Here is a 23958-nt window from a genome sequence, read left to right as displayed (position 1 = left end):
GAGGGCGTCAGAAGTCCGGCGCCTCGGGGTCGAACGCGGCCCGGCCCTCCATCGGCGAGGACGCCTCGGCGTGGAACCGCTTGGGGATGCGGCCCGCCCGGTACGCCAGCCGCCCGGCCTCGACGGCCTTGCGCATCGCCTCCGCCATCAGCGCCGGCTCCTGGGCGCGGGTCACGGCCGTGGCGAGCATCACGGCCGCGCAGCCCAGCTCCATGGCCAGTGCCACGTCCGAGGCGGTGCCGGCGCCGGCGTCCAGGATCACCGGGACGTTCGCCTGCTCGACGATCAGCTGGAAGTTGTGCGGGTTGCGGATGCCGAGCCCCGAGCCGATCGGTGAGCCGAGCGGCATGACCGCGGCGCAGCCCACGTCCTCCAGCTTGCGGGCGAGCACCGGGTCGTCGTTGGTGTAGGGGAGCACCACGAAGCCGTCGTCGACGAGGGTCTCGGCGGCGTCCAGCAGCTCGATCGGGTCGGGCAGCAGGGTCCGCTCGTCGGCGATGACCTCCAGCTTCACCCAGTTCGTGCCGAGCGCCTCGCGGCTCAGCCGGGCCGTCAGCACCGCCTCGCCGGCGGTGAAGCAGCCCGCGGTGTTCGGCAGCACGCCGATGCCGCAGCGCTGCAGCACCTCCAGCACGGAGCCCCGTGCGGCCGGGTTGATCCTGCGCATCGCGACGGTGGTGAGCTCCGTGCCCGAGGTGCGCAGCGCCTGCTCCAGCACCTCCAGGCTGGGCGCGCCGCCCGTGCCCATGATCAGGCGGGAGGCGAAGGTGCGGTCGGCGATGGTGAGCAGATCGTCAGCCATGGCGGTCAGCCTCCCTGGACGGCGGTGAGGATCTCGACGCGGTCGGTGTCGGCGAGCACGGTCGCCACCCACTCGCTGCGCGGCACCACGGCCTCGTTGACGGCGGCCGCGACGCCGCTCGGCGCGGTCGACAGCTCGGCGACGACCTCGGCGAGGGTCACCCCGCCCGGCAGCGAGCGGGCTTCCCCGTTGACGGTCAGGCGGATCGTGGCGGCGGCGGTCATCGGGCGAACTCCGGGAGTCGGTGCTGAGGGAAACGTGCGGGGGTGAACGGCGCTGCCTCGGGGGGCAGCTCGCCGGTGGTCAGGTAGGCGGCGAGCGCGTCGCCGGTGACGGGGGTCAGCAGCACGCCGTTGCGGTGGTGGCCGGTCGCGGCGACCAGCCCCGGAACGGCGGTCGGGCCGAGCAGCGGCGCGTTGTCGGGCGTGCCGGGCCGCAGGCCCGCGCTCGTCTCGACCAACGGCAGCTCGGTGACGCCCGGCAGCAGCTCGCGGGCGTCGCGCAGCAGCTCGTAGACGCCGCCGGCGGTGACCGTGGTGTCGAAGCCCTGCTCCTCCATGGTCGCGCCGAGCACCAGCTCGCCGTTCTCGCGCGGGACCAGGTAGAGGTGGACACCCTTGACGACCGCGCGCAGGTTGCGCGAGAGGAACGGCATCGGCAGCGGCCCCTGCAGGCTCTCCATGCGCAGCCGCAGCACCTGGCCCTTGACGGGCCGGGTGGGCAGCTGCGCCTCGGGCGGCAGACCCGGCAGCTCCCCGCTCCAGCTCCCGGCGGCGAGGACGGTCCGCTCCGCGCGGACGACCGTGCCGTCCTCGACGCGGGCGCCTCCCGCGCGGTCCCCGTCGAGGAGCAGTTCGGCGGCACGGGACCGGTGCAGCGTCACTCCGGCGCGGCGGCAGGCCTCGACGAGGGCCAGGCCGAGGCGGCGCGGATCGACCTGGTGGTCGCCCGCGACCAGCGTGCCGCCGCGCACGTCCGGCGCCAGCATCGGCTCCAGGCGGCGGCACTCGCGGCCGGTCAGCCACTGCGTCTCCAGGCCCAGGCGCTGCTGGAACTCGTGCACCTCGCGCAGCTCGGCCCGGTCGTCGGCGTCCAGCGCCACAGCGAGCGTGCCGCAGCGGCGGTAGCCGATGTCCAGGCCGCCGCTCGCCTCGGTCAGCTCGGTGGCGAAGTCCGCGTAGCGCTCGTTCGACGCGATCCCGAGACGCAGCAGCGGCTCCTCGCCGTACTGCAGCTCCGTGACCGGCGCGAGCATCCCGGCGGCGACGTGGTTCGCGCCGTGCCCCGGATCCGGGTCGAGCACGGTGACGGTGAGGCCGCGCTGCGCGCTGCGCCAGGCGACGGCCAGGCCGATGATCCCGCCGCCGACGACCAGGACGTCGGGCCTCGGGGCGGCTGAGGGCACCATGATGCTGCACTCCCTTCGCCGGAATGACCCGGATCAGGTTCGGACGGTCGGAGGCGCCCCAGCCTCCCTCTCAGCCCGGTGCTCCGGGCTCCCGCGTCTAGTTCTCGACCCACTCTATACAGTGGCCGAATGGCTGTTGTGATCGTCGGGGCCGGAATGGCCGGGGTGCAGACAGCGGTGGCCCTGCGCGAGCAGGGGTACACCGGTTCGCTCACGTTGCTCGGCGCGGAGCCGCACCCGCCGTACGACCGTCCGCCGCTCTCCAAGGACGTGTTGCTGGGGCGGGCCGAGCACTCCCGGTTCGAGATCGACTTCGACGAGCTGGGTATCGGGCTGGCGCTCGGCCGCCGGGCGCTCTCGCTGGACGCCGAGGCGCGGACGATCCGGACGGACGCCGGGGACCTCGGCTACGAGCACCTCGTCCTCGCGACGGGCGCCGCCCCGATCACCCTGCCCGGCCTGCCCGCGTCGGCGTTCCTGCTGCGCACCCAGGACGACGCGCTCGCCCTGCGGGCCGCGCTGCGCCCGGGCACGCGCGTGGTCGTGGTCGGCGCGGGCTGGATCGGCGCCGAGGCGGCGACCGTCGCCCGGCAGCTGGGCTGCGAGGTGACCGTCGTCGAGGCGGCCGGCTCCCCGCTGGCCGGAGCGCTGCCGACGGAGTTCGGCGAGCGCACGCGCGCGTGGTACGCGGCGGCCGGCGCCCGGCTGCTGACGGCGTCGGCGGTCGGCGGCGTCACCACCGGGTCCGTGCAGCTGACCGACGGGCGCGAGCTCCCGGCGGACGTGGTCGTCGTCGGCATCGGCGCCCGCCCCGACAACGCGTGGCTGGCCGGATCCGGCATCCCCCTGGACGACCGCGGCGCGGTGCGCGCGGACGCGCGGCTGCGGGCCGGGCGGGACGAGGTGTTCGCGGTGGGCGACTGCGCGTCGTTCCCGTCCGCGCGCTACGGTCGCAGGCTCGCGGTGCACCACTGGGACAACGCGCTCCAGGGCGCGCGCGTGGTGGCCGCGAACATCCTCGGCGGCGAGCTGGTCTACGACCCGGTGCCGTACTTCTGGTCCGAGCAGTTCGACCACATGGTCCAGGTCGCCGGGGTGATCGATCCCGCCGCCGAGCAGGTCGCCCGCGGCGAGGACACCGTCCTGTGGCTCCGGAAGGGCCGCCTGGAAGCGGTCCTGACGGTGGACAAGCCCCGGGACCTGGCCCAGGGGCGGAAGTTGATCGACGCGGGAGCGCTGATCGATCCCACGAAGGCGGCCGACCCGGGCATCCAGCTCAAGGCAGCGGGCGTCTAGCCGCTCACGCCACCCGTCGATTGCCGGGGGCGGCGTCCTCGTCGCCCAGAGGGCGCGCCGCCAGGACGGCCACCACGGTGATCAGCACGATCGGTGCGACGACCGCCAGTGCGGCCAGGGTCGTGGGCGAGGTGATCCATGCCAGCGCGCAGGTCGCGGCCAGGACCACGGCGATCAGCGCATAACGCATGCTCGACTCCTTCGTGTCCGGATGTCCTTGCAGTATGCACGACACATCCGGTCGGCGACCGTTCCCTCCTGTCGGTCCGAGCGCATATCGTGTTCGTGACGATGGTCGAGAATCGGGGAGGTCGCCTGCCATGAGTCCGTTCCGTGGATCCGTGCCGTTCACCGAGGAGTGGCGGCACTTCCGCCTGGCCCGCGACGAGGCGGGCGTCCTGACGGTCACGCTGGACCGACCGGACAAGCTCAACGCCCTCACCTTCGAGTCCTACGCCGACCTGCGCGACCTCCTCGCGGAGCTGCCGCAGCGCGGGGACACCCGTGCGGTCCTGCTGCGCGGGGAGGGCCGGGGCTTCTGCTCCGGCGGGGACGTGAACGAGATCATCGGCGCGACCCTGGAGATGCGGCCGGACCAGCTGCTCGACTTCACCCGGATGACGGGGCAGGTCGTCCGGGCGATGCGGGAGTGTCCGATCCCGATCGTCGCGGCGATCCACGGGATCGCCGCGGGGGCTGGTTCGGTGCTCGCGCTGGCCGCGGACTTCCGGGTGGTGGCGCGGTCCGCGCGGTTCGCGTTCCTGTTCACCAAGGTCGGGCTGGCCGGGGCGGACATGGGTGCGGCCTACCTGCTGCCGCGCATCGTGGGGCTCGGGCACGCCACCAAGTTGCTGATGCTGGGCGACACCGTCGACGCCGTCACCGCCGACCGGTACGGGCTGGTCAGCGAGCTGGTCGAGGACGAGGAGCTGGACGCCACCGCCGGCGCGCTCGCGCGCCGCCTCGCCGAGGGGCCGGCCTTCGCGCTCGCGCAGACCAAGGCGTTGCTGACGCAGGAGCTGGACATGAGCCTCGCGGCCTCGGTCGAGCTGGAGGCGATGACGCAGGCGCTGCTGATGAAGAGCGGCGACTACGCCGAGTTCCACGCCGCGTTCACCGGCAAGCGCCCGCCGAAGTGGCAGGGCCGGTGAGCAGGGCTGTTGGGCGGGCCGTCGGGCGGGGCGGTGACAGCGCATAGCGTCCTCGTTACGATGGCCACAGACACGGCACAAGAGGAGGCGGCTGTGCGGATCGCGGTCATCGGCGGCGGGCCCGGGGGGCTCTACTTCGCCGCGCTGGTCAAGCGGCGACAGCCGGAGCACCAGGTCACCGTCTGGGAGCGCAACGCGCCCGAGGACACCTTCGGCTTCGGCGTGGTGCTCTCCGACGAGACGCTCGGCGGCATCGAGGAGGCCGATCCCGAGCTCTACGCCGAGCTGGCCGCCGGTTTCGCCCGCTGGGACGACATCGACGTCCACCTGCCCGGCGGACAGGTCTTCACCTCCGGCGGGCACGGCTTCGCCGCGACCAGCAGGCGGCGCCTGCTCGGCCTGCTGCAGGAGCGGTGCCGGGTCCTCGGCGTCGAGCTGCGCTTCCAGGAGGAGGCGCCGCCCGCCGCCGAGCTCGCCCGCAGCCACGACGTGGTCGTGGCGGCCGACGGTGTGCGCTCGCGTACCCGAGCCGCCGCGGCCGAGGTGTACCGGCCGGAGCTGGACGAGCGGCACTGCCGCTACATCTGGCTCGGCACCGACCTGGTCTTCGACGCCTTCCAGTTCCACGTGCTGCGCACCGAGCACGGCGTGATGCAGCTGCACGGCTACCCCTACTCGGACGCGGGCAGCACGGTCATCGTCGAGATGCGCGAGGACGTGTGGCGTCGCGCCGGGCTGGACCGGATGGACGAGCAGGAGTCCGTCGCGGCCTGCGAGAAGCTCTTCGCCGACACCCTGCGCGGGCACGCGCTGCGCGGCAACGACTCGCGCTGGATCGCCTTCACCACCGTCCGCAACGTCACCTGGAGCGACGGCACCACGGTGCTGCTCGGGGACGCCGCCCACACCGCGCACTTCTCGATCGGCTCCGGCACCAAGCTCGCCATGGAGGACGCGGTGGCGCTGGCGGACGCGCTGCACACGCACGCGTCGGTGCCGCAGGCGCTGGCCGCGTACGAGGAGGAGCGCCGCCCGGTCGTCGCCTCGACGCAGCGTGCGGCGCAGGCGAGCCTGGAGTGGTTCGAGAACCTGGAGCAGTACCTCGACCAGCCCGGCTGGCAGCTGGCCTTCAACCTGCTGACCCGCAGCCGCCGGATCACCCACGACAACCTGCGGCTGCGCGACCCGGGCTACGTCGCGGAGGCGGAGCAGGAGTTCGCGGCGGCCGGGACGCCGCCGATGTTCACCCCGTTCCGCCTGCGCGGCCTGACGCTGCGCAACCGCGTGGTGGTCTCCCCGATGGACATGTACTCCGCGCAGGACGGCCTGCCGGACGACTTCCACCTCGTCCACCTCGGCTCGCGGGCGTTGGGCGGGGCAGGGCTGGTGATGACGGAGATGGTCTGTGTCGCCCCTGAGGGCCGGATCACCCTCGGCTGCACGGGCCTGTGGAACGACGAGCAGCGGGACGCCTGGGCGCGCATCACCGGGTTCGTCCACGAGCGCAGCGGTGCGGCGATCGGCCTCCAGCTCGGTCACTCGGGCCGCAAGGGCGCGACGAAGCTGATGTGGGAGGGCATGGACGATCCCCTGCCGGCGGAACAGGCCTGGCCGCTGGTGGGGCCCTCGCCGCTGGCCTACCGCCCCGACGGCGGCCAGGTTCCGGCGGCGCTGACACGCGAGCAGCTGGGCGAGCTGAAGGAGCAGTTCGTGGCGGCGGCCCGCCGGGGCGCGGAGGCGGGCTTCGACCTGCTGGAGCTGCACTGCGCCCACGGCTACCTGCTCTCCTCCTTCCTCTCCCCGCTGGCGAACCGGCGTGAGGACGAGTACGGCGGTCCACTGGAGAACAGGCTGCGCTGGCCGCTCGAGGTCTTCGACGCGATGCGCGCGGTGTGGCCCGGGGACCGCCCGATGACGGTCCGCATCTCGGCCACGGACTGGGCGGAGGGCGGCAACGACACGGAGGAGGCCGTCGTCATCGCCGCGGCGTTCGCCGCGCACGGCGCCGACGCGATCGACGTCTCCACCGGCCAGGTCGTCTCCCACGAGCGGCCCGCCTTCGGCCGCTCCTACCAGACCCCCTTCGCGGACGCGATCCGCAACCGCGTGCGCGTGCCGGTCATCGCCGTCGGCGCGGTCTCCTCCTGGGACGACGTCAACTCCCTGCTCCTCGCCGGCCGCGCGGATCTGGTCGCCCTGGGCCGCCCGCACCTGTACGACCCGGCGTGGACGCTGCACGCCGCGGCGGAGCAGGAGTGGTCGGGGCCGGGGGTGGAGTGGCCGGTGCAGTACGCGGCGGGCAGCAGGCGCCCGCAGACGGGCAGACGTCTTTAGGGGCGCCAGGAACTGCGCGACAAACCACTGATGAGCGGATGGTCCTCAACGCGCAGGGCCATCCACACAGGGTGGTTGCTCGCGCAGTTCCTCGCGCCCCTCAGGCGTTGCCAGCAACCGTCGTGCGAACGTAATCCCGCGCGGCAGCGCCCAGGCGGGCGTCCAGTTCCTGGAAGACGCGGGCCGCCCGGCCGCCGGGCCAGGACGCGGGGAGGAGCTCGGGGGGCAGGCCCGGGTCCAGGTACGGCAGCCGCCGCCAGCTGTCCACCGCGCGGAGGTGGTCGGCGAAGGCGTCCGGCAGGGAGACCGCGCCGCGGGTGCGGTTCCACCGCGTCAGCACGGGCTCGTGGACCTCGAGGAACTCCTCGTGGCAGCGCGCCAGCGCCGGCAGGTCCCACCAGCGGCGCACCGACTCCGCCGTCGCGTCGAACGCGAGGTGCTCGGCGCGGAACAGGTCCGTGTACGCGGCGAGCTCGAGCCGGGTCAGGACGTGGCGGGTCTCTTCGTAGAGGTGCGCGGGGGCGATCCAGACGCCGGGCGCGGCTGTACCGAAGCCGAGGCGGGCCAGCCGGCTGCGCAGCACGTGCCGCTTGTGGCGCTCGCTCTCCGGGACGGAGAACAGCGCCAGCACCCAGCCGTCCGCGAGCCTGGGCGCGCGGTGGGCGTAGATGCGGCGGTCGCCGTCGGCCAGCAGTTCGCGGGCCGGTTCGGAGAGCGTGTAGCCGGCGGCGCCGCCCAGGGACTCGGGGACGAGGAAGCCGCGCCGCTTGAGCCGGGAGACCGCCGAGCGGACCGGCTGCGCGTCCACGCCGAGCGCGGCGAGCAGCCGGATCAGGTCGCCGACGGCGATCCAGCCGCCGAGGTCGCGGCCGTGGGCGCCGAAGAAGGTGACGAGCAGCGAGCCCGGTGTGTGTTCACGCGCGGACTGGTCATCTTCGAGGGCGGCCTCGCTGCTTGTCATACAGGTCACTCTAAAGATCGGGATCGCGCAGCCGGAAACGCTGGAGTTTGCCCGTCGGCGTTCGCGGCAGCGACTCGCGGAACTCGACCTGCCGGGGGTACTTGTAGGCGCTGATCGTCGCCTTCACGAAGTCCTGCAACGTCTTTGCTGTTCCCTCGTCCGCGGGGACACCCTCGGTGAGGACCACGAAGGCCTTGACCACCTGTCCGCGGGACTCGTCGGGCACGCCGATGACGGCGGCCTCGCGGACCTCGGGGTGGCGCATCAGCGCCTCCTCGACCTCGGGGCCGGCGATGTTGTAGCCCGCGGAGATGATCATGTCGTCGGCGCGGGCCTGGTAGCGGAAACGTCCGTCGGTGTCGCGGATGTACGTGTCACCGGTGAGGTTCCAGCCGTCCTGGACGTACTGGGCCTGCCGTGGGTCGTCGAGGTAGCGGCAGCCGGTCGGGCCCTGGACGGCCAGCAGGCCGGGGGTGCCGTCCGGCACCTCCGCGCCGGTGGCCGGGTCGACGACGCGGGCGCGGAAGCCGGGGACGGGGAAGCCGGTGCTGCCGGGGCGGGCGTCGGCGTCGGCGGCGGAGATGAAGATGTGCAGCATCTCCGTCGCGCCGATGCCGTTGATGAGCGGCAGGCCGGTGCGGGCGTGGAAGGCCTCCCAGGTGGCCGCGGGCAGGTTCTCCCCGGCGGAGACGCAGCGGCGCAGCGAGGAGAGGTCGGCCTCGCCGGACTGGTCGAGCAGCACCCGGTAGGCGGTCGGCGCGGTGAACAGGACGCTGACCCGGTGACGCTCGATCGCGGCGGGCAGGGCTGCCGGGGAGGGCTGTTCCAGCAGCAGCGCGGAGGCGCCCACGCGCAGGGGGAAGACGACCAGCCCGCCGAGCCCGAAGGTGAAGCCGAGCGGCGGCGTCCCGGCGAAGACGTCGTCGGGCGTGGGCCGCAGCACGTGGGTGGAGAAGGTGTCCGCGATGGCCAGGACGTCGCGGTGGAAGTGCATGCAGCCCTTGGGCCGTCCGGTGGTCCCGGAGGTGAAGGCGATCAGCGCCACGTCGTCGGCGGAGGTGTCGACGGCCGGGAACGGCGCGGCGGACGCGGCGGCGGCGCGGGCCAGCAGGTCGTCGTCGCCGGTGCCGCCGTAGGGGGTGACGCGCAGCCCCGGTGCGTCGACCGCGACGAGCTCGTCCAGCACGCGGGCGTCGCACAGCGCGTGTCCGACCTGCGCGATCTCGATGATGGTGGCCAGCTCGGTGCGCCGCTGCGCGGCCAGCACCGTGACGGCGACCGCGCCGACCTTCATGACGGCGAGCCAGCAGGCCACCAGCCACGGGGTGGTGGCGCCGCGCAGCAGCACCCGGTTGCCGGGGACGACGCCGAGCTCCTCGGTGAGCACGGTCGCGATCCGGTCGGTCTGCTCGCGCAGCTCGCCGTAGGACCAGACGCCGCCGTCCTCCAGGCGCAGGCAGGGTCGGTCCGGGCCGTCGGCGCCGAACCGGGCGATGGTCGCGTCGAGCAGTTCGGCGCCACAGTTCAGCCGGTCCGGGCAGAGCAGCTCGGGCAGGTCGAAGCGGAGTTCCGGCCACGTGGTCGCGGGCGGCAGATGGTCGCGCGCGAAGGTGTCGACGTGGGCGGAGGGGAGCAGGTGCATGGCGGGTGGTACCCCCTCACCTCGACCTAACAGGACCGGTGGATCCAGCACGAGGCTAGCGCGTTGGTGACGACAGTCAACCATCCGCGATATGAATAGGGGAGTCGTGAGGAGGGAGCTGCGATGACGAGGACGGCGTTCGCGCTGGACCAGGAGCAGCGGAGGTTCTGCGCCCAGGTCCGGCAGCAGGCGGAGGAACGCCTGCTGCCGCTCGCGCACAAGGACGACCCGGCGCCCGGTGAGCCGCGGGTCAACCGCGCGTTGCTGGCCGAGCTGGGTCGGCTGGGGCTGCTCGCCCGGCTCTTCCCCGACGGCGGGCGCTCGGCCGCCGCGCTGGACCTGTGCCTGCTGCGCGAGTCGCTCGCCCAGGTCAGCACCGAGGCGGAGACCGCGTTGGCGCTGCAGGGCCTCGGCTTCTACCCGGTGGTGCAGAGCGGCACCGAGGCCCAGCGGGCAGGCTGGCTGCCGGAGGTCGCCTCGGGCCGCGCGGTCGCGGCGTTCGCGCTGTCCGAGTCCGGGGCGGGCTCGGACGCGGCGGCGCTGGCCCTGGAGGCGGTGCCGGAGGGCGCGGACGGCGGCTGGCGGCTGAGCGGCGAGAAGTGCTGGATCTCCAATGCTCCCGAGGCCGACCTGTACACCGTCTTCGCCCGGACGGGTCCCGGCGCGGGCGCGCGCGGCGTCAGCGCCTTCCTCGTCCCCGCCGACCGGCCGGGGCTCAGCGGCGAACCGCTCGACATGATCTCCCCGCACCCGATCGGCCGGCTCCGTTTCGACGGCGTCCCCGTCGGACCGCAGGACCTGCTGGGTGAGGTGGGCGGCGGCTTCCGGGTGGCCATGCGCACCCTGGACCTGTTCCGGCCCAGCGTCGGCGCGTTCGCCGTCGGCATGGCCCAGGCGGCCCTGGATGCGGCGGTGGCCCACGCCGGCGCCCGCGAGGCCTTCGGTGGGCCGCTGCGCGACCTGCAGTCCGTCGGCCACCGGCTCGCCGAGATGGCCACCCGCACCGAGGCCGCCCGTCTGCTCGTCTACGCCGCGGCGGCCGCGTACGACGCGAACGGGGGGACGGGGGAGCCGGGGCTGCACGGCCCGACGGGGCGGGCGGCCATGGCCAAGCTGTTCGCCACCGAGGCGGCCCAGTACGTCGTCGACTCGGCCGTCCAGCTGCACGGTGCCCGCGCGCTGCAGCGCGGGCACCTGCTGGAGCGGCTCTACCGGGAGGTGCGGGCGCCGCGGATCTACGAGGGCGCCTCCGAGGTCCAGCTGAGCATCGTCGCCCGGGAGCTGTACCGATGAGCGTGAGCAGGATCTGCGTGGTGACCGGCGGCAGCAAGGGGATCGGCGCGGCGGTCGCCGCGGATCTCTCCGCCGCCGGTCACCGGGTCGTGCTCGCCGCGCGCGACCGCGAGGCGCTGGACCGCACCGCGAAGGTGCTGCCCGGGCCGGTGCTGACCGTTCCGGTCGACCTGACCGCGCCCGACGCCGCCGACGAGCTGTTCGGCCGTGTCGAGGGGGCGTGGGGGCCGGCCGAGGTGCTGGTCGCGGCGGCGGGTGCGGGAGCCTCCGCCAAGCTGACCGGGACGAGCGACGAGCTGTGGGAGCAGCAGCTCGCGCTGAACCTCACCGCGCCCTTCCGGTGCGTCCGCCGCGCGGTGCCGTCCATGCAGGCGGCCGGGTGGGGGCGGATCGTCGTGGTGGCCTCGGTCGCGGCGAAGACGGGCGCTCCGTACGTCGCGGCCTACACCGCGGCCAAGCACGGCGTGCTCGGCCTGGTCCGCTCCGCCGCCGCCGAGCTGGCGGGCAGCGGCGTCACCGTCAACGCCGTCTGCCCCGGCTACGTCGACACGCCGATGACGGACGCGACGGTCGCGGCGATCGCCGCCCGCACCGGCCGCGGCGAGGAGCAGGCGCGGGCCGCGCTGGCCCGGATGCAGCCGATCGGGCGGCTGATCCGTCCCGAGGAGGTGGCGGCGGTGGTCCGGCTGCTGCTGGAGAACGAGGCCCTGAACGGTCAGGGCATCACCGTCGACGGAGGAGGAGTCCAGTCATGACGCTGCGTCGGATCAACCCGCCGGGGCTCGCCGAGCCCAGCGGCTTCAGCCATGCGGTCACCGCGACCGGCGGCACGCTGGTGTTCCTGGCCGGGCAGACCGCGCTCGACGAGAAGGGCGCGGTGGTCGGCGCGGACGTGGTCGAGCAGTTCGACCGGGCGCTCGGCAACCTGCTGGAGGCGCTGGCCGCGGCGGGCGGCACGCCCGCCCAGCTCGCCCGCCTGACCGTCTACGCGACCGATCCGGAGGACTACCGCGCCCACGCCGCCGACATCGGCCGGGTCTGGCGGGCCAGGGCGGGACGCGACTACCCCGCGATGGCGCTGATCGGCGTGGTCCGGCTCTGGGACGAGCCCGCGCTCGTCGAGTTGGAGGGCATCGCCGTGCTGGACTGAGGCCGAAAGCATAGTGTTTGCGGCATATGTTCGATCCTCTCAGGGCGGCTGACGAGCCGTCCGTTCCCCCGCCGGACTCGCCGCCCCCGCCGCCGGACGAGCAGGTGGACCAGGGGCACCGGTTCACGCGGTGGAACCGGGCCACCCAGGTCCCCCTGCTGGTGCTGGGCTGCGCCTTCCTCGTCCTGATGCTGGTGCCCGCATTCGACAGCACGCTCAGCCGCGACCAGTTGGGCGTCGTCTGGGCCGCGGAGGGGGTCATCTGGCTGGTCTTCTGCGTCGACTACGCGGTGAAGTTCTGGCTGGCGCAGTACCGCCGGGACTTCTTCCGCAGCCACCGGCTCGACCTGGTCATGGTGGCGCTGCCGATGTTTCGGCCGTTGGGCGCCCTGCGCGTGGTCGGGGTCTTCGCACTGATGGCGCGCGGCCTGCGGCGCAACCGCAGCCTGCTGGCCGCGACCTACACGGGCGGGGTATTCGTCACCGTGCTGATCGTCGGGGCTTACACGGAATGGCTCGCCGAGCGGAACGCGCCCGGCGCCGACATCCTCACCTTCGGCGAGTCGCTGTGGTGGGCGCTGGTGACGATCGCGACGGTCGGCTACGGCGACTACGTGCCGGTGACCACGGCCGGGCGGCTGATCGCCTCGGTCCTCATGATCAGCGGCATCGCGACGCTGAGCATGGTGACCGCCTCCGTGGCCAGCTGGCTGGTCCAGCTCTCCCGGCGCGAGGACGACCAGGTGTCGAAGGAGGAGGAGCGCGACCGGCAGGTCGAGCAGTTCCACACCCTGCTGCACGAGGTCAAACAGCTGAACGAACGACTGGAGCGGCTGGAGCGACGCTGGGACGCTCGGCAGTCCGAGCAGTGACGCGGCGTGCGCTTTCGAGGTCGGAGGTGGCAGTCTGTTGACGTGAGTGAGATTGATGCCAAGATCGACGCCCTGGTTCCGGAGTGGATGTACCTCCCCGACATCTCCGAGAAGTGGGGGGTCGCGATCACCAAGATCCGCGACATGGTCAACGACGGCACGCTTCCGGCGGTGCGTCGTGGCGAGAACAAGATCCTGATGGTCCCGGCCGCGTTCATCGCCGAGGACGGACCCGTCAAGGGCGTCGTCGGCACCCTGACCGTGCTCAAGGACTGCGGGTTCACCAAGGAGGAGTCCCTGGAGTGGCTCTTCACCGATGACCCCTCCCTGCCCGGCACGCCCATCCAGGCGCTGAGCGAGAACCGCGGCACGGAGGTCAAGCGCCGCGCCCAGGCGATGGCCCTGTGAGCAGCGCGCGCGCCGCGCTCGCCGACGCCCGGCTCTACCTGTGCACGGACGCCCGCCGTGAGCAGGGCGACCTCGCCGAGTTCCTCGACGCGGTCCTCGCCGGCGGTGTGGACATCGTCCAGCTCCGCGACAAGGGCCTGGAGGCCCGGCAGGAGCTCGCCGCGCTGGAGGTCCTCGCCGACGCCTGCCGCCGCCACGGCCGCCTGCTGTCCGTCAACGACCGTGCGGACGTCGCCTTCGGCGCCCGCCCCGACGTGCTGCACCTCGGCCAGGACGACCTCCCCGTCCCGGTCGCCCGCGCGATCCTCGGTGACGACGTGATCATCGGCCGCAGTTGCCATGCCGAGTCCGAGGTGGACGTCGCGCTGACCGAGCCCGGCGTGGACTACTTCTGCACCGGCCCTGTCTGGCCCACCCCGACCAAGCCCGGGCGCCACGCCCCCGGCCTGGGCCTGGTGGAGTACGCGGCCAAGCAGGCCACGGACCGGCCGTGGTTCGCGATCGGCGGCATCGAGGAAGCCAACCTCGACGCGGTCCTGGACGCGGGCGCACGCCGCATCGTCGTCGTCCGGGCCCTGACCCGGGCGAAGGACCCCTTCGCAGCGGCGCAGTCGCTTGCGCGCCGGGTCCGGGAGGCTCTTTAGGGGCGCGAGGAACTGCGCGACAAGCCAATCTGCGCGGATGGACCTGTTGCCGGGGGACCATCCGCACGCCGGTGGTTGCTCGCGCAGTTCCCCGCGCCCCTGGGTAGTGCAACCGGCTGATATTCCTCCCAGCGAGCGTGTGCCGTCCCGGGGCCCGTGACGGGAGGGGTGACAGTGCGGTCATGCGCCGTCGCCGTCAGCTCGTCCTGGTTTCCACGCTCCTGGCCTGCCTCGCAGCCGGCGGAGCCGCCGGCGCTCCGCGCGAGGCCGTGCAGGACGGTGTCGTCCGCAGTGGTGCGACGCCGTTGCCAGGGATGCAGGTGACGCTGCTGGAGGCCGGGACCGCGCACCCGCGGGTGCTGGCCCGCGCCTGCACGGGGGCGGACGGACGGTTCCGGCTGGACTACCGCCCGCCCGCCGATCGCGGCGCGGTGCTGTACCTGACCGCCGACGGCGGAGCCGGACTGCGGTTCGCAGCCACGCTGGGCGACGGGTCCGACGTCGTGGTGAACGAGCGGACCACCGTTGCCGCGGCGTACGCCTTCGCGCAGTTCACGCGCGACAGCGAGGTCGCGGGCCCGAGCCCGGGGCTGCCGAACGCCGCAGCGATCTCGCACAACCTCGCCGACGTCCGGACCGGCGGCATCGCGCCGCTGCTCGCCGCGCCGCCGAACGGGTCGCAGACCTCGACCCTGGCCGCGTTCAACACCCTCGCGGACCTGCTCGCGACCTGCGCGCGCGGTCACGACTGCGACGCCCTGCTGCGGCTCGCCCAGCCGCCCGGCCAGGCGCGTCCCGCGGACAGCTTCCAGGCCGTCGCCGACATCGCGCGCACGCCCGGCCACCAGGTGGCCGCGCTGTTCGCGTTGGCCCGGACCGAGCCGGTGTACCGGCCGGCCCTCGGCGCCGCGCCGGACGCCTGGACGCTGGCCCTGCGGTACGACGGCAACGGCCACGAGGTCAACGGACCGGGCAACATCGCCTTCGACGCCGCAGGCAACGCCTGGGTGAGCAACAACTACCCGTTCGCGTCGAACCCGCTGCGGCCCGTCTGCGGCGGGCGCACGGCGCTCGCGCTGTCGCCCACCGGATCCGACCTGCCCGGCGCGCCCTACCCGGGTGGAGGGCTCTACGGGGCCGGTTTCGGCATCGCGGTCGACCGGGCGGGGCGTTCCTGGGTGTCCAACTTCGGCTTCCAGGGCAGGGGCTGCCCGGTGGACGCGAGCCGCCACGACCGCTCCGTCTCCGAGTTCGCCGCGGACGGGCGGGCGCTCTCGCCCGCGACGGGCTGGCGCTTCGGCGGCATCAGCCAGCCGCAGGGGACCGTGGCCGACCGGTCGGGGAACATCTGGATCGCGAACTGCGGGAACCGCAGTGTCACCCGCATCCCGGACGGGCATCCGGCGGCGGCGCGCCACCTGGCGCTCGGCGGTACCGGTCTGGTCAAGCCGTTCGACATCGCGATCGACCCGTGGGGCCGGGCCTGGGTGACCGGCAACGGCAGCGACAACGTGGTGGAGCTCGCGCCGGACGGTCGGCCGCTGCGGACGGTGACCCCGCCGGGCCTGCACCGGCCGCTCGGCATCGCCTCCGACAGCGAGGGCAACCTGTGGGTCGCGGACGACCAGGTCCTGCCGGTGCCCTGCGAGGGCGGCACCACGGCGGACCTGGCCGCGGCGCTGGGCAAGCCCCCCGTCGGCGGGCGGCGACCGGGTGTGGTGATGATCCGGCCGGACGGGACGACGGAACCCGCGCCGTTCACCAACGGCGGGCTGGTGCTGCCGTGGGGCGTGGCGGTCGACGGGGACGACCACGTCTGGGTGGCGAACTTCGGCGGGCAGCGGCTCGCGGAGCTGTGCGGCGCCCGGGTGGCCTCCTGCCCGCCGGGCTACCGGACGGGGCAGCCGATCTCCCCGGCCGCGACCGGCTACGGCAGCGACGGGCTGGTCCGGAACACCGGCGTGCAGATCGACCCGTCGGGCAACGTCTGGCTGACCAACAACTGGCGGACGGTGCCGATTCAGACCAACCCCGGCGGGCACGAGCTGGTGGTCTTCGTGGGCCTGGCCGCGCCGGTGCGCACCCCGCTGGCCGGGCCGCCGCAGCGGCCCTGAGGCCCGGCGCGGACCGGGGCAGCGGACGGGGTCAGTGGCGGCGGGCGGTCGCGGCGTCGGCGAGGCGGGTCAGGATCTCGCGGGCCCTCGGCTCGCGGATCGGCGCGCAGTCCAGCGCCGTCAGCGCGGCCTCGCGCAGGACCTTGATCCGCTGCTCGATGCGGCGCGGGGCGCCGCTCCGGGTGATGATCGCGCGCAGCCGCTCGACGCCGTCCGCGTCGAGCTCGGGGGAGCCCAGCAGGTCGTCCAGCATGCGGGCATCCGCGGCCCCGCAGGAGGCGAGGGTCTCGGCGACCAGCAGGGTCCGCTTGCCCTCGCGCAGGTCGTCCCCGGCCGGCTTGCCGGTGACGGCGGGGTCGCCGTAGACGCCGAGCAGGTCGTCGCGGAGCTGGAAGGCCTCGCCCAGCGGCAGGCCGAACGCGCCGTAGGCCTCGGTGAGGTCGGCGCAGGCGTCCGCGAGCAGGCCGCCGAGCTGGAGCGGGCGCTGCACGGTGTACTTCGCGGACTTGTACTCGATCACCGTGCGGGCGCGGTCCACCGCGCCCTGCCCGGAGTCGGGCCAGTTCGCGGCGGGTTCCAGCATGTCGAGGTACTGGCCCGCCATCACCTCGGTGCGCATCAGGTCGAGCAGCGGCTTGGCGCGGCGCACGGCGTCGCGGGGCAGGCCGCTGTCGGAGAAGAGCGCGTCGCACCAGACCAGCAGCAGGTCACCGACCAGCACCGCGCTGGCGCTGCCGAACTGCGCGGCGTCGCCGCGCCAGCCGGAGCCGCGGTGGAGGGACTCGAAGCGGCGGTGCACCGAGGGCAGGCCGCGCCGGGTGTCGCTGTGGTCCATGAGGTCGTCGTGCACGAGCGCGCTGGCCTGGAGCAGCTCCAGCGCCGCCGCCGCGGCCACCGCACCGGGCTCGTCCGCCGCACCCCCCGCGCCGCGCCACCCCCAGTAGCAGAACGCCGCCCGCAGGCGTTTGCGGCCTGTTGGTCGCTCGCCTCCGTGCGCTCCTGGCCCGATGCCTTCGCTCCTCAGGCGCTGCGCCCGCGCGGCGGAGTCGCAGGTGGTCCCAGTCTCGCTTGGCCCTCGTCGTTGCGGCATCGGCGCGCCCTTCGGCTCGCTCCCGCCGTCCAGCAGGAAGTCGCGGACCGTGCCGCAGACGGGGGCCAGCTGCGGCGAGATCGCCAGCAGGGTCCGCTCCTGGTCGGCGAGGAAGGTGTCCAGCGCGCCGTCGACCCGGGTTCGCAGCCACTCCGCGTCGACGGGGTTGCCGACGACGGGCGCGGGGGCGGACTGAGCGAGCGACACCGGGGACTCCGACTGGTACGGGGACCAACAGCGTAACGCGAGCGACTCCCGTCCCTCCGGACGGGGCAGCCGCCTCGCGTGGCCGCTCCCGGCGTCCCGTCCCAAGGAGCGGACAGGTGTTTCAAGGAGTGTCCGGATCGCGGATAACCTTCGAGCATGGCTCTCGGAACTCCCAGCACCCGCCCGGACCGCGCCGTGTCGATCCGCGACCTTCTGGCGTCCGGGGCCAAGTCCTACTCCTTCGAGTTCATGCCGCCGCGCTCGCCGCAGGCGGAGGCGGGGCTGTGGACGGCGATCCGCCGGCTGGAGTCGCTCGCGCCGACCTTCGTCTGCGTGACCTACGGTGCCGGCGGCTCGACCCGTGGCCGCACCATCAACATCACCGGCCGGATCGCCGCCGAGACGACGCTGACGCCCGTCGCGCACCTGACGGCGGTCGACCACACCGTGGCCGAGCTGCGCAACATCCTCGGCTGCTACGCCGACCAGGGCGTGCGCAACGTGCTGGCGCTGCGCGGCGACCCGCCGGGCGACCCGCTGGGCGAGTGGGTGGCGCATCCGAAGGGTGTGAACTACGCCTCGGAGCTGGTGGGGCTGATCAAGGAGTCCGGCGACTTCTGCGTCGGCGTCGCGGCCTTCCCCGAGCGGCACCCGCGGTCCACGGACTGGGACGAGGACATCCACCACTTCGTGCAGAAGATCCGGGCGGGCGCGGACTACGCAATCACCCAGATGTTCTTCGACGTCGACCTCTACCTGCGCTTCCGCGACCGCGTGGCCGCGGCCGGCTGCGAGGTGCCGATCATCCCGGAGATCATGCCGGTGACCAGCATCCGGTCACTGGACCGGATCCCGACGCTGTCGACGGCGTGGTTCCCGCCGCAGCTGCGCGACCGGATGCTCGCCCACGCGGACGACCCGGCGGCGGTCCGGGCGATCGGCATCGAGTACGCGACGGACATGTGCCGCCGCCTGCTCGACGAGGGCACGCCGGGGCTGCACTTCATGACGATGAACTTCTCGACGGTGACCTCGGAGATCTACCAGAACCTGGGTCTTACCCCGCAGGGCTGAACGCGCCCACCGCGAACGGGTACGGTGTCCTCCACCGTTCGAGAGGTGGTGCCCGAGGTGACGCTCCTGTACGCCGCGTTCGCGGTGGTCGCCCTGTGGCTGCTCGGCGAGCTGCTGCTGCAGCGCCGGGCGCCGTTGCACTGGCGTGCGCTGGCGCTGGTCGGCTTCCTGGTCCTGGTCGCCGGCGTGGCGCAGCGGTCGCTGCCGCTGATCGGTGCCGGCGTGGTCGCCTTCGGCGCCGGGCAGGCCCTGGCCACCCGGGCGGTGAAGCGGTCCGCCGGGGCGTCGCACTGGTCGCTGGTCGCGCCCGAGAGCGTGCCCGTCGTCGGCCGCCTCTTCGGCGCGGAGGAGTCCGCGCCCGCCCCCGAGGGCCGCTCGCGCGCGGCCCGTCCGGAGCCGACGCCGCAGCCGGAACGCGTGGCCGAGCAGGCGCCGGAGCCGCTGCCCCAGGCCGTGGAGGCGACGGCGGTCCACCAGGGCGACAGCGTGTACTACACCCAGCCCGAGCAGGAGCAGCAGCAGGCGGCGTACTACGCCTACACCGCCGAGCAGCAGGTCGCCTACGCCGATCCGCAGGCCGTCCCGTACGGCGACCCCTACGCGCAGCCGTACCAGCAGCAGTACCAGGAGTACGCGCCGTACCAGCAGTCGTACGAGCCACAGTACGAGCAGCAGTACGAGCAGTCGTACGCGCCGCAGTACCAGCAGTACCCCGAGTACCAGCAGCAGTACGCCGCCGCCTACGAGCAGCCGCAGCAGCCGTACGGGACGTACGAGCAGCCGCAGCAGTCCGGGCACGAGGGCTACGACTACGAGCAGGCCGGGTACTACACCCAGCACCCGCAGGGCTGATCCCTTCGCCGCCTCAGGGCGTGCCGACCAGGCCGGCGACGACCGTCGCCGACATGCCGACGCGGGCCAGTCCGCCGCCCGGGTGGGTGCCGCCGCCGACGTGGAAGAGGCCCGGCAGGGCGTCCGTGTTGGGCGGGGCGAGGAACGCGCCGTCCGCGCCGGGCAGGGAGGGCGGCGGGACGGAGCCGCCGGGCGCGCCCGTCTCGGCCGCGGTGTCCGCCGGGGTGCGGGCGTGCCGCCACAGCAGCCGGTCGCCCAGCTCGGGTGCGGCCCGGAGGGCGTGGGTCAGGACGGCGTCGGCGTAGGCGGAGACGCGGGCGGGGTCGGTCCAGTCCACGGGCCCCTGCGGCGGCACGGTGACGGTGACCACAGCGGCCTCGTGGCCGGCCGGGGCGAGGGTCGCGTCGTCGGGGCGGAGCAGTTGCAGCGTGGGCTGCTCGCACGGGCGCGGGGCGCGTCCGAAGAGCGCGTCGAGCTCGTCGGCGCGGTCGGGCGCGTGGACGACGGTCCGGTGCGGGACGCCGTCCGGGCGCTCACCGCGCAGCGCGAGCAGCAGCGTGAACCGGCCGGGCGCACCCGTGACACCGGTGGGGGCGCGGTTGTCGATCACGACGTCGGCGTCGAGGACGCTCCCGTCGGCCAGCAGCACGCCGGTCGCGCGCTCCTCGCCGAGGCTGCCTCCCGTGACCACCTGCTCCACGCGGGTGCCGAAGCGCAGGTCGACGCGGCGCGCCTGGCAGCGCCGCAGCACCGCGTCCGCCAGCGCCCGCAGGCCGCCGGTGACGTACCAGACACCGAAGCTCTGCTCCATGTACGGCAGCCAGGTCAGTGAGGCGGGCACCCGCTCGGGGTCGAGGCCGAAGCGCAGGGCGTACTCGTCCAGCAGTGCGGTCAGCCGGGCGTCACGCAGTTCGCGGCGGGCGACGTCGGCGAGGGTGCGCGGGGCGCGGGCGAGCAGACCGCGGCGCGCGGGAACGTACGGGTCGCGGTGCAGCGGTGACGGGTCGTCGGGGAGCGGCTCCTCCAGCAGCGGGCGGCGGGTCGCCTCCCAGACGCCGCGGCCGCGTTCCAGCATCGCGGCCCAGCGCACGCCCGCGTCCGCGCCGAGCGCGGCGCCGAGGGCGCTCTCGACCCGGGCGAGCGAGGCGTTGGCGAGGGTGACGCGGGTGCCGTCCGGCAGCAGGTGCGCGCTGCCGGGGTCGACGGAGCGCAGCTCGACCTCGTCCTCCAGTCGGGTGCGGCCGGTCTTCAGCATCAGGTCGCGGTAGACGGCGGGGAGGGTGAGCAGGGTCGGGCCGGTGTCGAATCGGAAGCCGTCGCGCTCGTACCACCCGAGCATCCCGCCGTGGGTCGGCGCGGCCTCGCACAGGGTGACCTTGTGGCCGACCGTCGCCAGCCGTGCCGCGGCGGCGAGCCCGCCCATTCCTGCGCCGATGACCACGATCCTTGCCATGGGCACCGATCCTATGCGCCGGCGGGTGCCCCGAGGCGCTGGAGGGGGTCCTGAGCTGCGGCCCTTAGGATGCGGTGCATGGCGGACTTCGAGTACCACGAGCAGCTGGCGTTCCGGGCCCTGGCGGAGTCACGGGCGTCGAGCCTGACGCACACCCGCGAGTACCACGTGCAGGTGGCGCAGGTGGAGGCGACGCTGGCGCTGGCCGCCGCCGTCGCGGCGCTGTCGCGCAAGCCCGCCGACGGCGACCTCAGCGGGTCCTGACGCCGTCCATGATCAGGCCGATCAGCCGCTCCGGCGCGCTGACGGTCTTTCCCGACTGCTTGGCGTTGCTGCAGGCGTAGGTGATGCCGCTGGTGAGCTGCATCAGCTCGGAGGTGGTGACGTCGGGGCGGATGCCGCCGGCCGCCTTGGCGCGCTCCACCAGCTCCTCCGAGGTGTGGTGCAGCACCCAGGCGGTGTCGTGCTTGCGTTCGCTGCTGAGCAGCAGGGCCGAGGCGAGGCCCTTGAACGCGCCGACGTGGTCGACGAGCCGGACCAGCCACTCGCTCAGCGCCGCGGTCGGGTCCTCCGCGGACAGCAGGGGGGCCGCGTCGGCGGCGACGGAGTCGGCCCACTGCACGCAGACCGCGTCGAGCAGGGCCTCCCGGTTGGGGAAGTGCCGGTAGAGGGTGCCCGGACCGACGCCGGCGCGCTTGGCGATCTCGTCGAGTGAGGCCTCGGGGCCGTTGGCGAGGAAGGACTCGGTCGCGACGGCCACGAGCTTCTCGTAGTTGCGGCGCGCGTCGGCACGCATGGGGCGCGGAGCGCGCGTCTCGGCCGTCATCTCCTCGATCCCTTGCTAAACGGAGACAGTCTCCGTATCGTTGTTCCCGGAACCGGAGGATACCTCCGTTTGCGTTCCCTGCCTATCTTCGCATCCATTCTCCATGCACTCCAGGGCGGAGCCATGTCCGAGAACACCCTTGTGTCTTCTGTGTCTTCTTCCAGCAGAACCCGTGCCGAATCCCCGGTCGACTCGCCGCCGCAACAGCGACGACAGCGGCTGGCGCTCGCCGTGATCCTCGCCTGCCAGCTGATGGTGATCCTGGACGCCACCGTCGTCACCATCGCCCTGCCGGGCATCCAGCACGCCCTCGGCTTCTCCTCGGCCGGGCTGAGCTGGGTCATGAACATCTACTCGCTGACCTTCGGCGGCCTGCTCCTGCTCGGCGGCCGGGCCGGCGACATCTTCGGGCGGCGGCGCCTGCTGGCCTGGGGGATCGCGCTGTTCACGCTCGCCTCGCTGGTCGGTGGCCTGGCCACGAACCCGACCGAGCTGCTGCTCTCGCGCATGGCCCAGGGCGTCGGCGCGGCCGTCGCGGCGCCCAGCACGTTGGCGCTGATCGTCAGCACCTTCCGTGACCCGGTCGAACGGGCCCGGGCCATCGGCCTCTTCTCCGCGATGTCCGCGGGCGGCGCGACCGTCGGGCTGATCCTCGGCGGGCTGCTGACCTCCTGGCTCTCCTGGCGCTGGGTCATGTTCATCAACGTGCCCTTCGGCGTCCTGGTGACGGTGCTGGCGCCGCGGGTGATCCAGGAGCCCGAGCGGCACGCCGGACGGCTCGACCTGGCCGGGGCCGCCACGGCGACCGGCGGCATGGTCGGCCTCGTCTACGGCTTCATCCGCGCCGCCACGGTCGGCTGGGGCGACACCCTGACGCTGGCCTGCTTCGCCGGCGCCGCGGTGCTGCTGACCGTCTTCGTGCTGGTCGAGCGGCGCGTCGCCCAGCCGCTGCTGCCGCTCTCGCTGCTGACGGACAAGGTCCGGTCAGGCGGCTACGCGGCCATGGCGCTGCTCGCGGCCGGGATGTTCGGCATGTTCTTCTTCGTCACCCAGTACCTGCAGACCGGGCTCGGCATGTCGCCGATGCGGGCGGGCTTCGGCTTCCTGCCCCTCGCGGTGCCGATCTTCGCCGGGGCGCGCCTGGCCCCGCGCCTGGTCCCGAGGTTCGGCGCGCGGCCCTTCCTGCTCGGCGCTCCGCTGCTGCTGATCGCGGGCATGGCACTGCTCACCCGGGTCGACGCGCACACCTCCTACGCGACCGGTGTGCTGCCCTCGCTGCTGCTGTTCGGCCTGGGTGCCGGGTTCACGATGGTGCCGCTGAGCCTGACCATTCTCAGCAGCGTCAAGCCGCAGGAGGCCGGCGCGGCGTCCGGCACGCTGCAGACCATGCAGCAGGCGGGCGGCTCGCTCGGCACCGCCGTGGGCATCACCGCCTTCACCCGCGCCACCAGTCACCCCTCCACCCTCCCGGGTGTGGCGGGCCTGCACGCGACGCTCGCCCACGGGGTCTCGCTCGCGATGACCTGCTCGCTGGGGCTGGCGGTCGGCTCGTTCCTGATCCTGGCGCTCTTCGTCCGGCCGCCGCGGCCGGGTCAGGCCGCCTGAGCGGTCCGCAGGGCGCGGGCGGCGCGGCGCTCCTTGCGGCGCTGCCAGAAGCGCCGGATGCGGGAGAGCGTGAACAGCACCAGTGCGACGCCGCCCACCAGCAGGCAGCCCGCGATGATCGCGGCGGGCACCGGGTGGAACAGTGCGAGGGTGACCAGCCCGGCGACCCCGAGGTCCTCGGTGAGACTGACGGCGATGTTGCTGAAGGGTTCGGGGGAGGTGTTCACGCCCATCCGGACGCCGGCCTTGATCAGGTGGCTGACCAGCGCGGTGCCGCCGCCGATCGCTGCTGCGGCCAGCGTGGTCAGCGAGTCGTGGGCGTGGCCGGCGAGCAGCGCGGCCACGACGGCGCCCGCGATCGGACGGATCACGGTGTGGACGAGGTCCCACAGCGAGTCGACGTAGGGGATCTTGTCCGCGACGGCCTCGATCAGGAAGAGCACCCCCGCGACGATCAGCACGTCGGTCCGCTCCAGGGCCGGCGGCACGGCGGTCACCCCGTCGTAGCGGCCGAACAGGCCCATCAGCAGGACCACGGCGTAGGCGTTGATGCCGCTGGCCCAGCCGCTGGTGAAGACGAGCGGAAGCAGGCTCACGTGGAAATCCCCCGGATGTCGATGCGTCGTTGAGCGGGGACAGCCTACGCGGACGGGCGCAGCGGGCCGCGGGGCATTCTCCCAAGATCTCTAGGTACGCGTACTCAGCTGGTGGTCCGAACGGGTTGAGTACCCCGGCGGATGGTTCCCGACCTGCGACGACGGCAAAGTAGTGGGCAC

General features: G+C 73.7%; 24 protein-coding genes and 1 riboswitch. Of the genes, 14 read left to right on the top strand and 10 right to left on the bottom strand.

What is annotated here, in order from left to right; all coding sequences use genetic code 11:
• Positions 1-7: 7 nt before the first annotated feature.
• The 3 genes from BMY61_RS23245 to thiO form a co-directional block, all read right to left on the bottom strand.
• Entirely contained in the window at positions 8-802 is a 795-nt protein-coding gene (locus BMY61_RS23245; RefSeq protein WP_042456221.1) for a thiazole synthase, read from the bottom strand.
• Positions 803-807: 5 nt separating this feature from the next.
• Positions 808-1026 carry a sulfur carrier protein ThiS gene (gene thiS / locus BMY61_RS23240; protein WP_042456223.1) on the bottom strand — a complete coding sequence of 73 codons (219 nt, stop codon included), beginning with the start codon at positions 1024-1026 and terminating at the stop codon, positions 808-810.
• Positions 1023-2210: a glycine oxidase ThiO gene (thiO, locus tag BMY61_RS23235; protein ID WP_042456225.1), complete on the bottom strand. Its 1188-nt coding sequence runs from the start codon at positions 2208-2210 to the stop codon at positions 1023-1025. The genes thiS and thiO overlap by 4 nt, the downstream gene beginning before the upstream one ends.
• Positions 2204-2315, bottom strand: a riboswitch (TPP riboswitch). It overlaps the preceding gene by 7 nt.
• Positions 2316-2339: 24 nt before the next feature.
• Between thiO and BMY61_RS23230 the strand changes: the two genes are divergently transcribed.
• Complete coding sequence (locus tag BMY61_RS23230; protein ID WP_063773368.1) at positions 2340-3506, top strand: NAD(P)/FAD-dependent oxidoreductase; 1167 nt, start codon at positions 2340-2342, stop codon at positions 3504-3506.
• A 4-nt stretch (positions 3507-3510) separates the two neighbouring features.
• On the opposite strand, the gene BMY61_RS23225 is transcribed toward BMY61_RS23230, so the two are convergent.
• On the bottom strand, positions 3511-3696 hold the full coding sequence (locus BMY61_RS23225) for a hypothetical protein (protein WP_042456229.1): 186 nt from the start codon (positions 3694-3696) through the stop codon (positions 3511-3513).
• A 130-nt stretch (positions 3697-3826) separates the two neighbouring features.
• Between BMY61_RS23225 and BMY61_RS23220 the strand changes: the two genes are divergently transcribed.
• Complete coding sequence (locus BMY61_RS23220; protein WP_042456231.1) at positions 3827-4657, top strand: enoyl-CoA hydratase family protein; 831 nt, start codon at positions 3827-3829, stop codon at positions 4655-4657.
• 60 nt (positions 4658-4717) lie between these two features.
• Positions 4718-6991 carry a bifunctional salicylyl-CoA 5-hydroxylase/oxidoreductase gene (locus tag BMY61_RS23215; protein ID WP_042456233.1) on the top strand — a complete coding sequence of 758 codons (2274 nt, stop codon included), beginning with the start codon at positions 4718-4720 and terminating at the stop codon, positions 6989-6991.
• Positions 6992-7091: 100 nt separating this feature from the next.
• On the opposite strand, the gene BMY61_RS23210 is transcribed toward BMY61_RS23215, so the two are convergent.
• Together BMY61_RS23210 and BMY61_RS23205 are read right to left on the bottom strand one after the other, a co-directional pair.
• Positions 7092-7952 (bottom strand): PaaX family transcriptional regulator, encoded by an 861-nt coding sequence (locus BMY61_RS23210; protein WP_042456235.1) that lies wholly within the window; start codon positions 7950-7952, stop codon positions 7092-7094.
• A 10-nt stretch (positions 7953-7962) separates the two neighbouring features.
• Positions 7963-9594 carry an AMP-binding protein gene (locus BMY61_RS23205; protein WP_042456237.1) on the bottom strand — a complete coding sequence of 544 codons (1632 nt, stop codon included), beginning with the start codon at positions 9592-9594 and terminating at the stop codon, positions 7963-7965.
• A 123-nt stretch (positions 9595-9717) separates the two neighbouring features.
• On the opposite strand from BMY61_RS23205, the gene BMY61_RS23200 reads away from it, so the two are divergent.
• The 7 genes from BMY61_RS23200 to BMY61_RS23170 all read left to right on the top strand — a co-directional run bounded on the left by BMY61_RS23200 (position 9718) and on the right by BMY61_RS23170 (position 16075).
• On the top strand, positions 9718-10887 hold the full coding sequence (locus BMY61_RS23200) for an acyl-CoA dehydrogenase family protein (protein WP_042456238.1): 1170 nt from the start codon (positions 9718-9720) through the stop codon (positions 10885-10887).
• Entirely contained in the window at positions 10884-11642 is a 759-nt protein-coding gene (locus BMY61_RS23195; protein ID WP_042456240.1) for an SDR family NAD(P)-dependent oxidoreductase, read from the top strand. The genes BMY61_RS23200 and BMY61_RS23195 overlap by 4 nt, the downstream gene beginning before the upstream one ends.
• A complete protein-coding gene (locus BMY61_RS23190; protein WP_042456242.1) occupies positions 11639-12037 on the top strand; it encodes a RidA family protein in 399 nt (132 codons plus the stop codon). The genes BMY61_RS23195 and BMY61_RS23190 overlap by 4 nt, the downstream gene beginning before the upstream one ends.
• A 26-nt stretch (positions 12038-12063) precedes the next feature.
• Positions 12064-12909, top strand: coding sequence for a potassium channel family protein (locus tag BMY61_RS23185; RefSeq protein WP_082015488.1), 846 nt, complete (start codon positions 12064-12066; stop codon positions 12907-12909).
• Between the two features lie 42 nt (positions 12910-12951).
• Positions 12952-13317, top strand: coding sequence for an Rv2175c family DNA-binding protein (locus tag BMY61_RS23180; protein WP_042456250.1), 366 nt, complete (start codon positions 12952-12954; stop codon positions 13315-13317).
• Positions 13314-13961 carry a thiamine phosphate synthase gene (gene thiE, locus BMY61_RS23175; protein WP_042456251.1) on the top strand — a complete coding sequence of 216 codons (648 nt, stop codon included), beginning with the start codon at positions 13314-13316 and terminating at the stop codon, positions 13959-13961. The genes BMY61_RS23180 and thiE overlap by 4 nt, the downstream gene beginning before the upstream one ends.
• A gap of 182 nt (positions 13962-14143) precedes the next feature.
• On the top strand, positions 14144-16075 hold the full coding sequence (locus BMY61_RS23170; RefSeq protein ID WP_052439275.1) for a hypothetical protein: 1932 nt from the start codon (positions 14144-14146) through the stop codon (positions 16073-16075).
• 31 nt (positions 16076-16106) lie between these two features.
• Here BMY61_RS23170 and BMY61_RS23165 read toward each other — a convergent pair whose 3' ends face one another.
• The gene (locus BMY61_RS23165) at positions 16107-17372 is read right to left on the bottom strand and encodes a polyprenyl synthetase family protein (protein WP_042456254.1); all 1266 of its coding nucleotides are present in this window, start codon (positions 17370-17372) and stop codon (positions 16107-16109) included.
• A gap of 156 nt (positions 17373-17528) precedes the next feature.
• Here BMY61_RS23165 and metF point away from each other — a divergent pair, with 156 nt between their 5' ends.
• Both metF and BMY61_RS46405 read left to right on the top strand, forming a co-directional pair.
• Complete coding sequence (metF, locus tag BMY61_RS23160; protein WP_042456255.1) at positions 17529-18446, top strand: methylenetetrahydrofolate reductase [NAD(P)H]; 918 nt, start codon at positions 17529-17531, stop codon at positions 18444-18446.
• A gap of 57 nt (positions 18447-18503) precedes the next feature.
• Positions 18504-19298, top strand: a complete 795-nt coding sequence (locus BMY61_RS46405; protein WP_161791334.1) for a hypothetical protein — start codon at positions 18504-18506, stop codon at positions 19296-19298.
• Between the two features lie 13 nt (positions 19299-19311).
• Here the strand turns inward: BMY61_RS46405 and BMY61_RS23150 are convergent, their stop codons facing one another.
• Positions 19312-20751 carry a phytoene desaturase family protein gene (locus BMY61_RS23150; RefSeq protein WP_042456258.1) on the bottom strand — a complete coding sequence of 480 codons (1440 nt, stop codon included), beginning with the start codon at positions 20749-20751 and terminating at the stop codon, positions 19312-19314.
• Positions 20752-20829: 78 nt separating this feature from the next.
• Between BMY61_RS23150 and BMY61_RS23145 the strand changes: the two genes are divergently transcribed.
• Positions 20830-21015: a hypothetical protein gene (locus tag BMY61_RS23145; protein WP_042456260.1), complete on the top strand. Its 186-nt coding sequence runs from the start codon at positions 20830-20832 to the stop codon at positions 21013-21015.
• Here BMY61_RS23145 and BMY61_RS23140 read toward each other — a convergent pair.
• Positions 21002-21577 carry a TetR/AcrR family transcriptional regulator gene (locus tag BMY61_RS23140; protein ID WP_042456264.1) on the bottom strand — a complete coding sequence of 192 codons (576 nt, stop codon included), beginning with the start codon at positions 21575-21577 and terminating at the stop codon, positions 21002-21004. The genes BMY61_RS23145 and BMY61_RS23140 overlap by 14 nt on opposite strands.
• Positions 21578-21727: 150 nt before the next feature.
• Between BMY61_RS23140 and BMY61_RS23135 the strand changes: the two genes are divergently transcribed.
• A complete protein-coding gene (locus tag BMY61_RS23135) occupies positions 21728-23182 on the top strand; it encodes an MFS transporter (RefSeq protein ID WP_042456267.1) in 1455 nt (484 codons plus the stop codon).
• On the opposite strand, the gene BMY61_RS23130 is transcribed toward BMY61_RS23135, so the two are convergent.
• Positions 23170-23778, bottom strand: a complete 609-nt coding sequence (locus BMY61_RS23130) for a DUF4126 domain-containing protein (protein ID WP_042456269.1) — start codon at positions 23776-23778, stop codon at positions 23170-23172. The two genes, BMY61_RS23135 and BMY61_RS23130, sit on opposite strands and share 13 nt — an antisense overlap.
• Positions 23779-23958: the final 180 nt, after the last annotated feature.

The organism is Streptacidiphilus jiangxiensis (genome assembly GCF_900109465.1).
Taxonomy (GTDB): domain Bacteria; phylum Actinomycetota; class Actinomycetes; order Streptomycetales; family Streptomycetaceae; genus Streptacidiphilus; species Streptacidiphilus jiangxiensis.
Note: the sequence above shows the minus strand (reverse complement) of the source record. Positions and strands in the feature narration are given on the sequence as shown.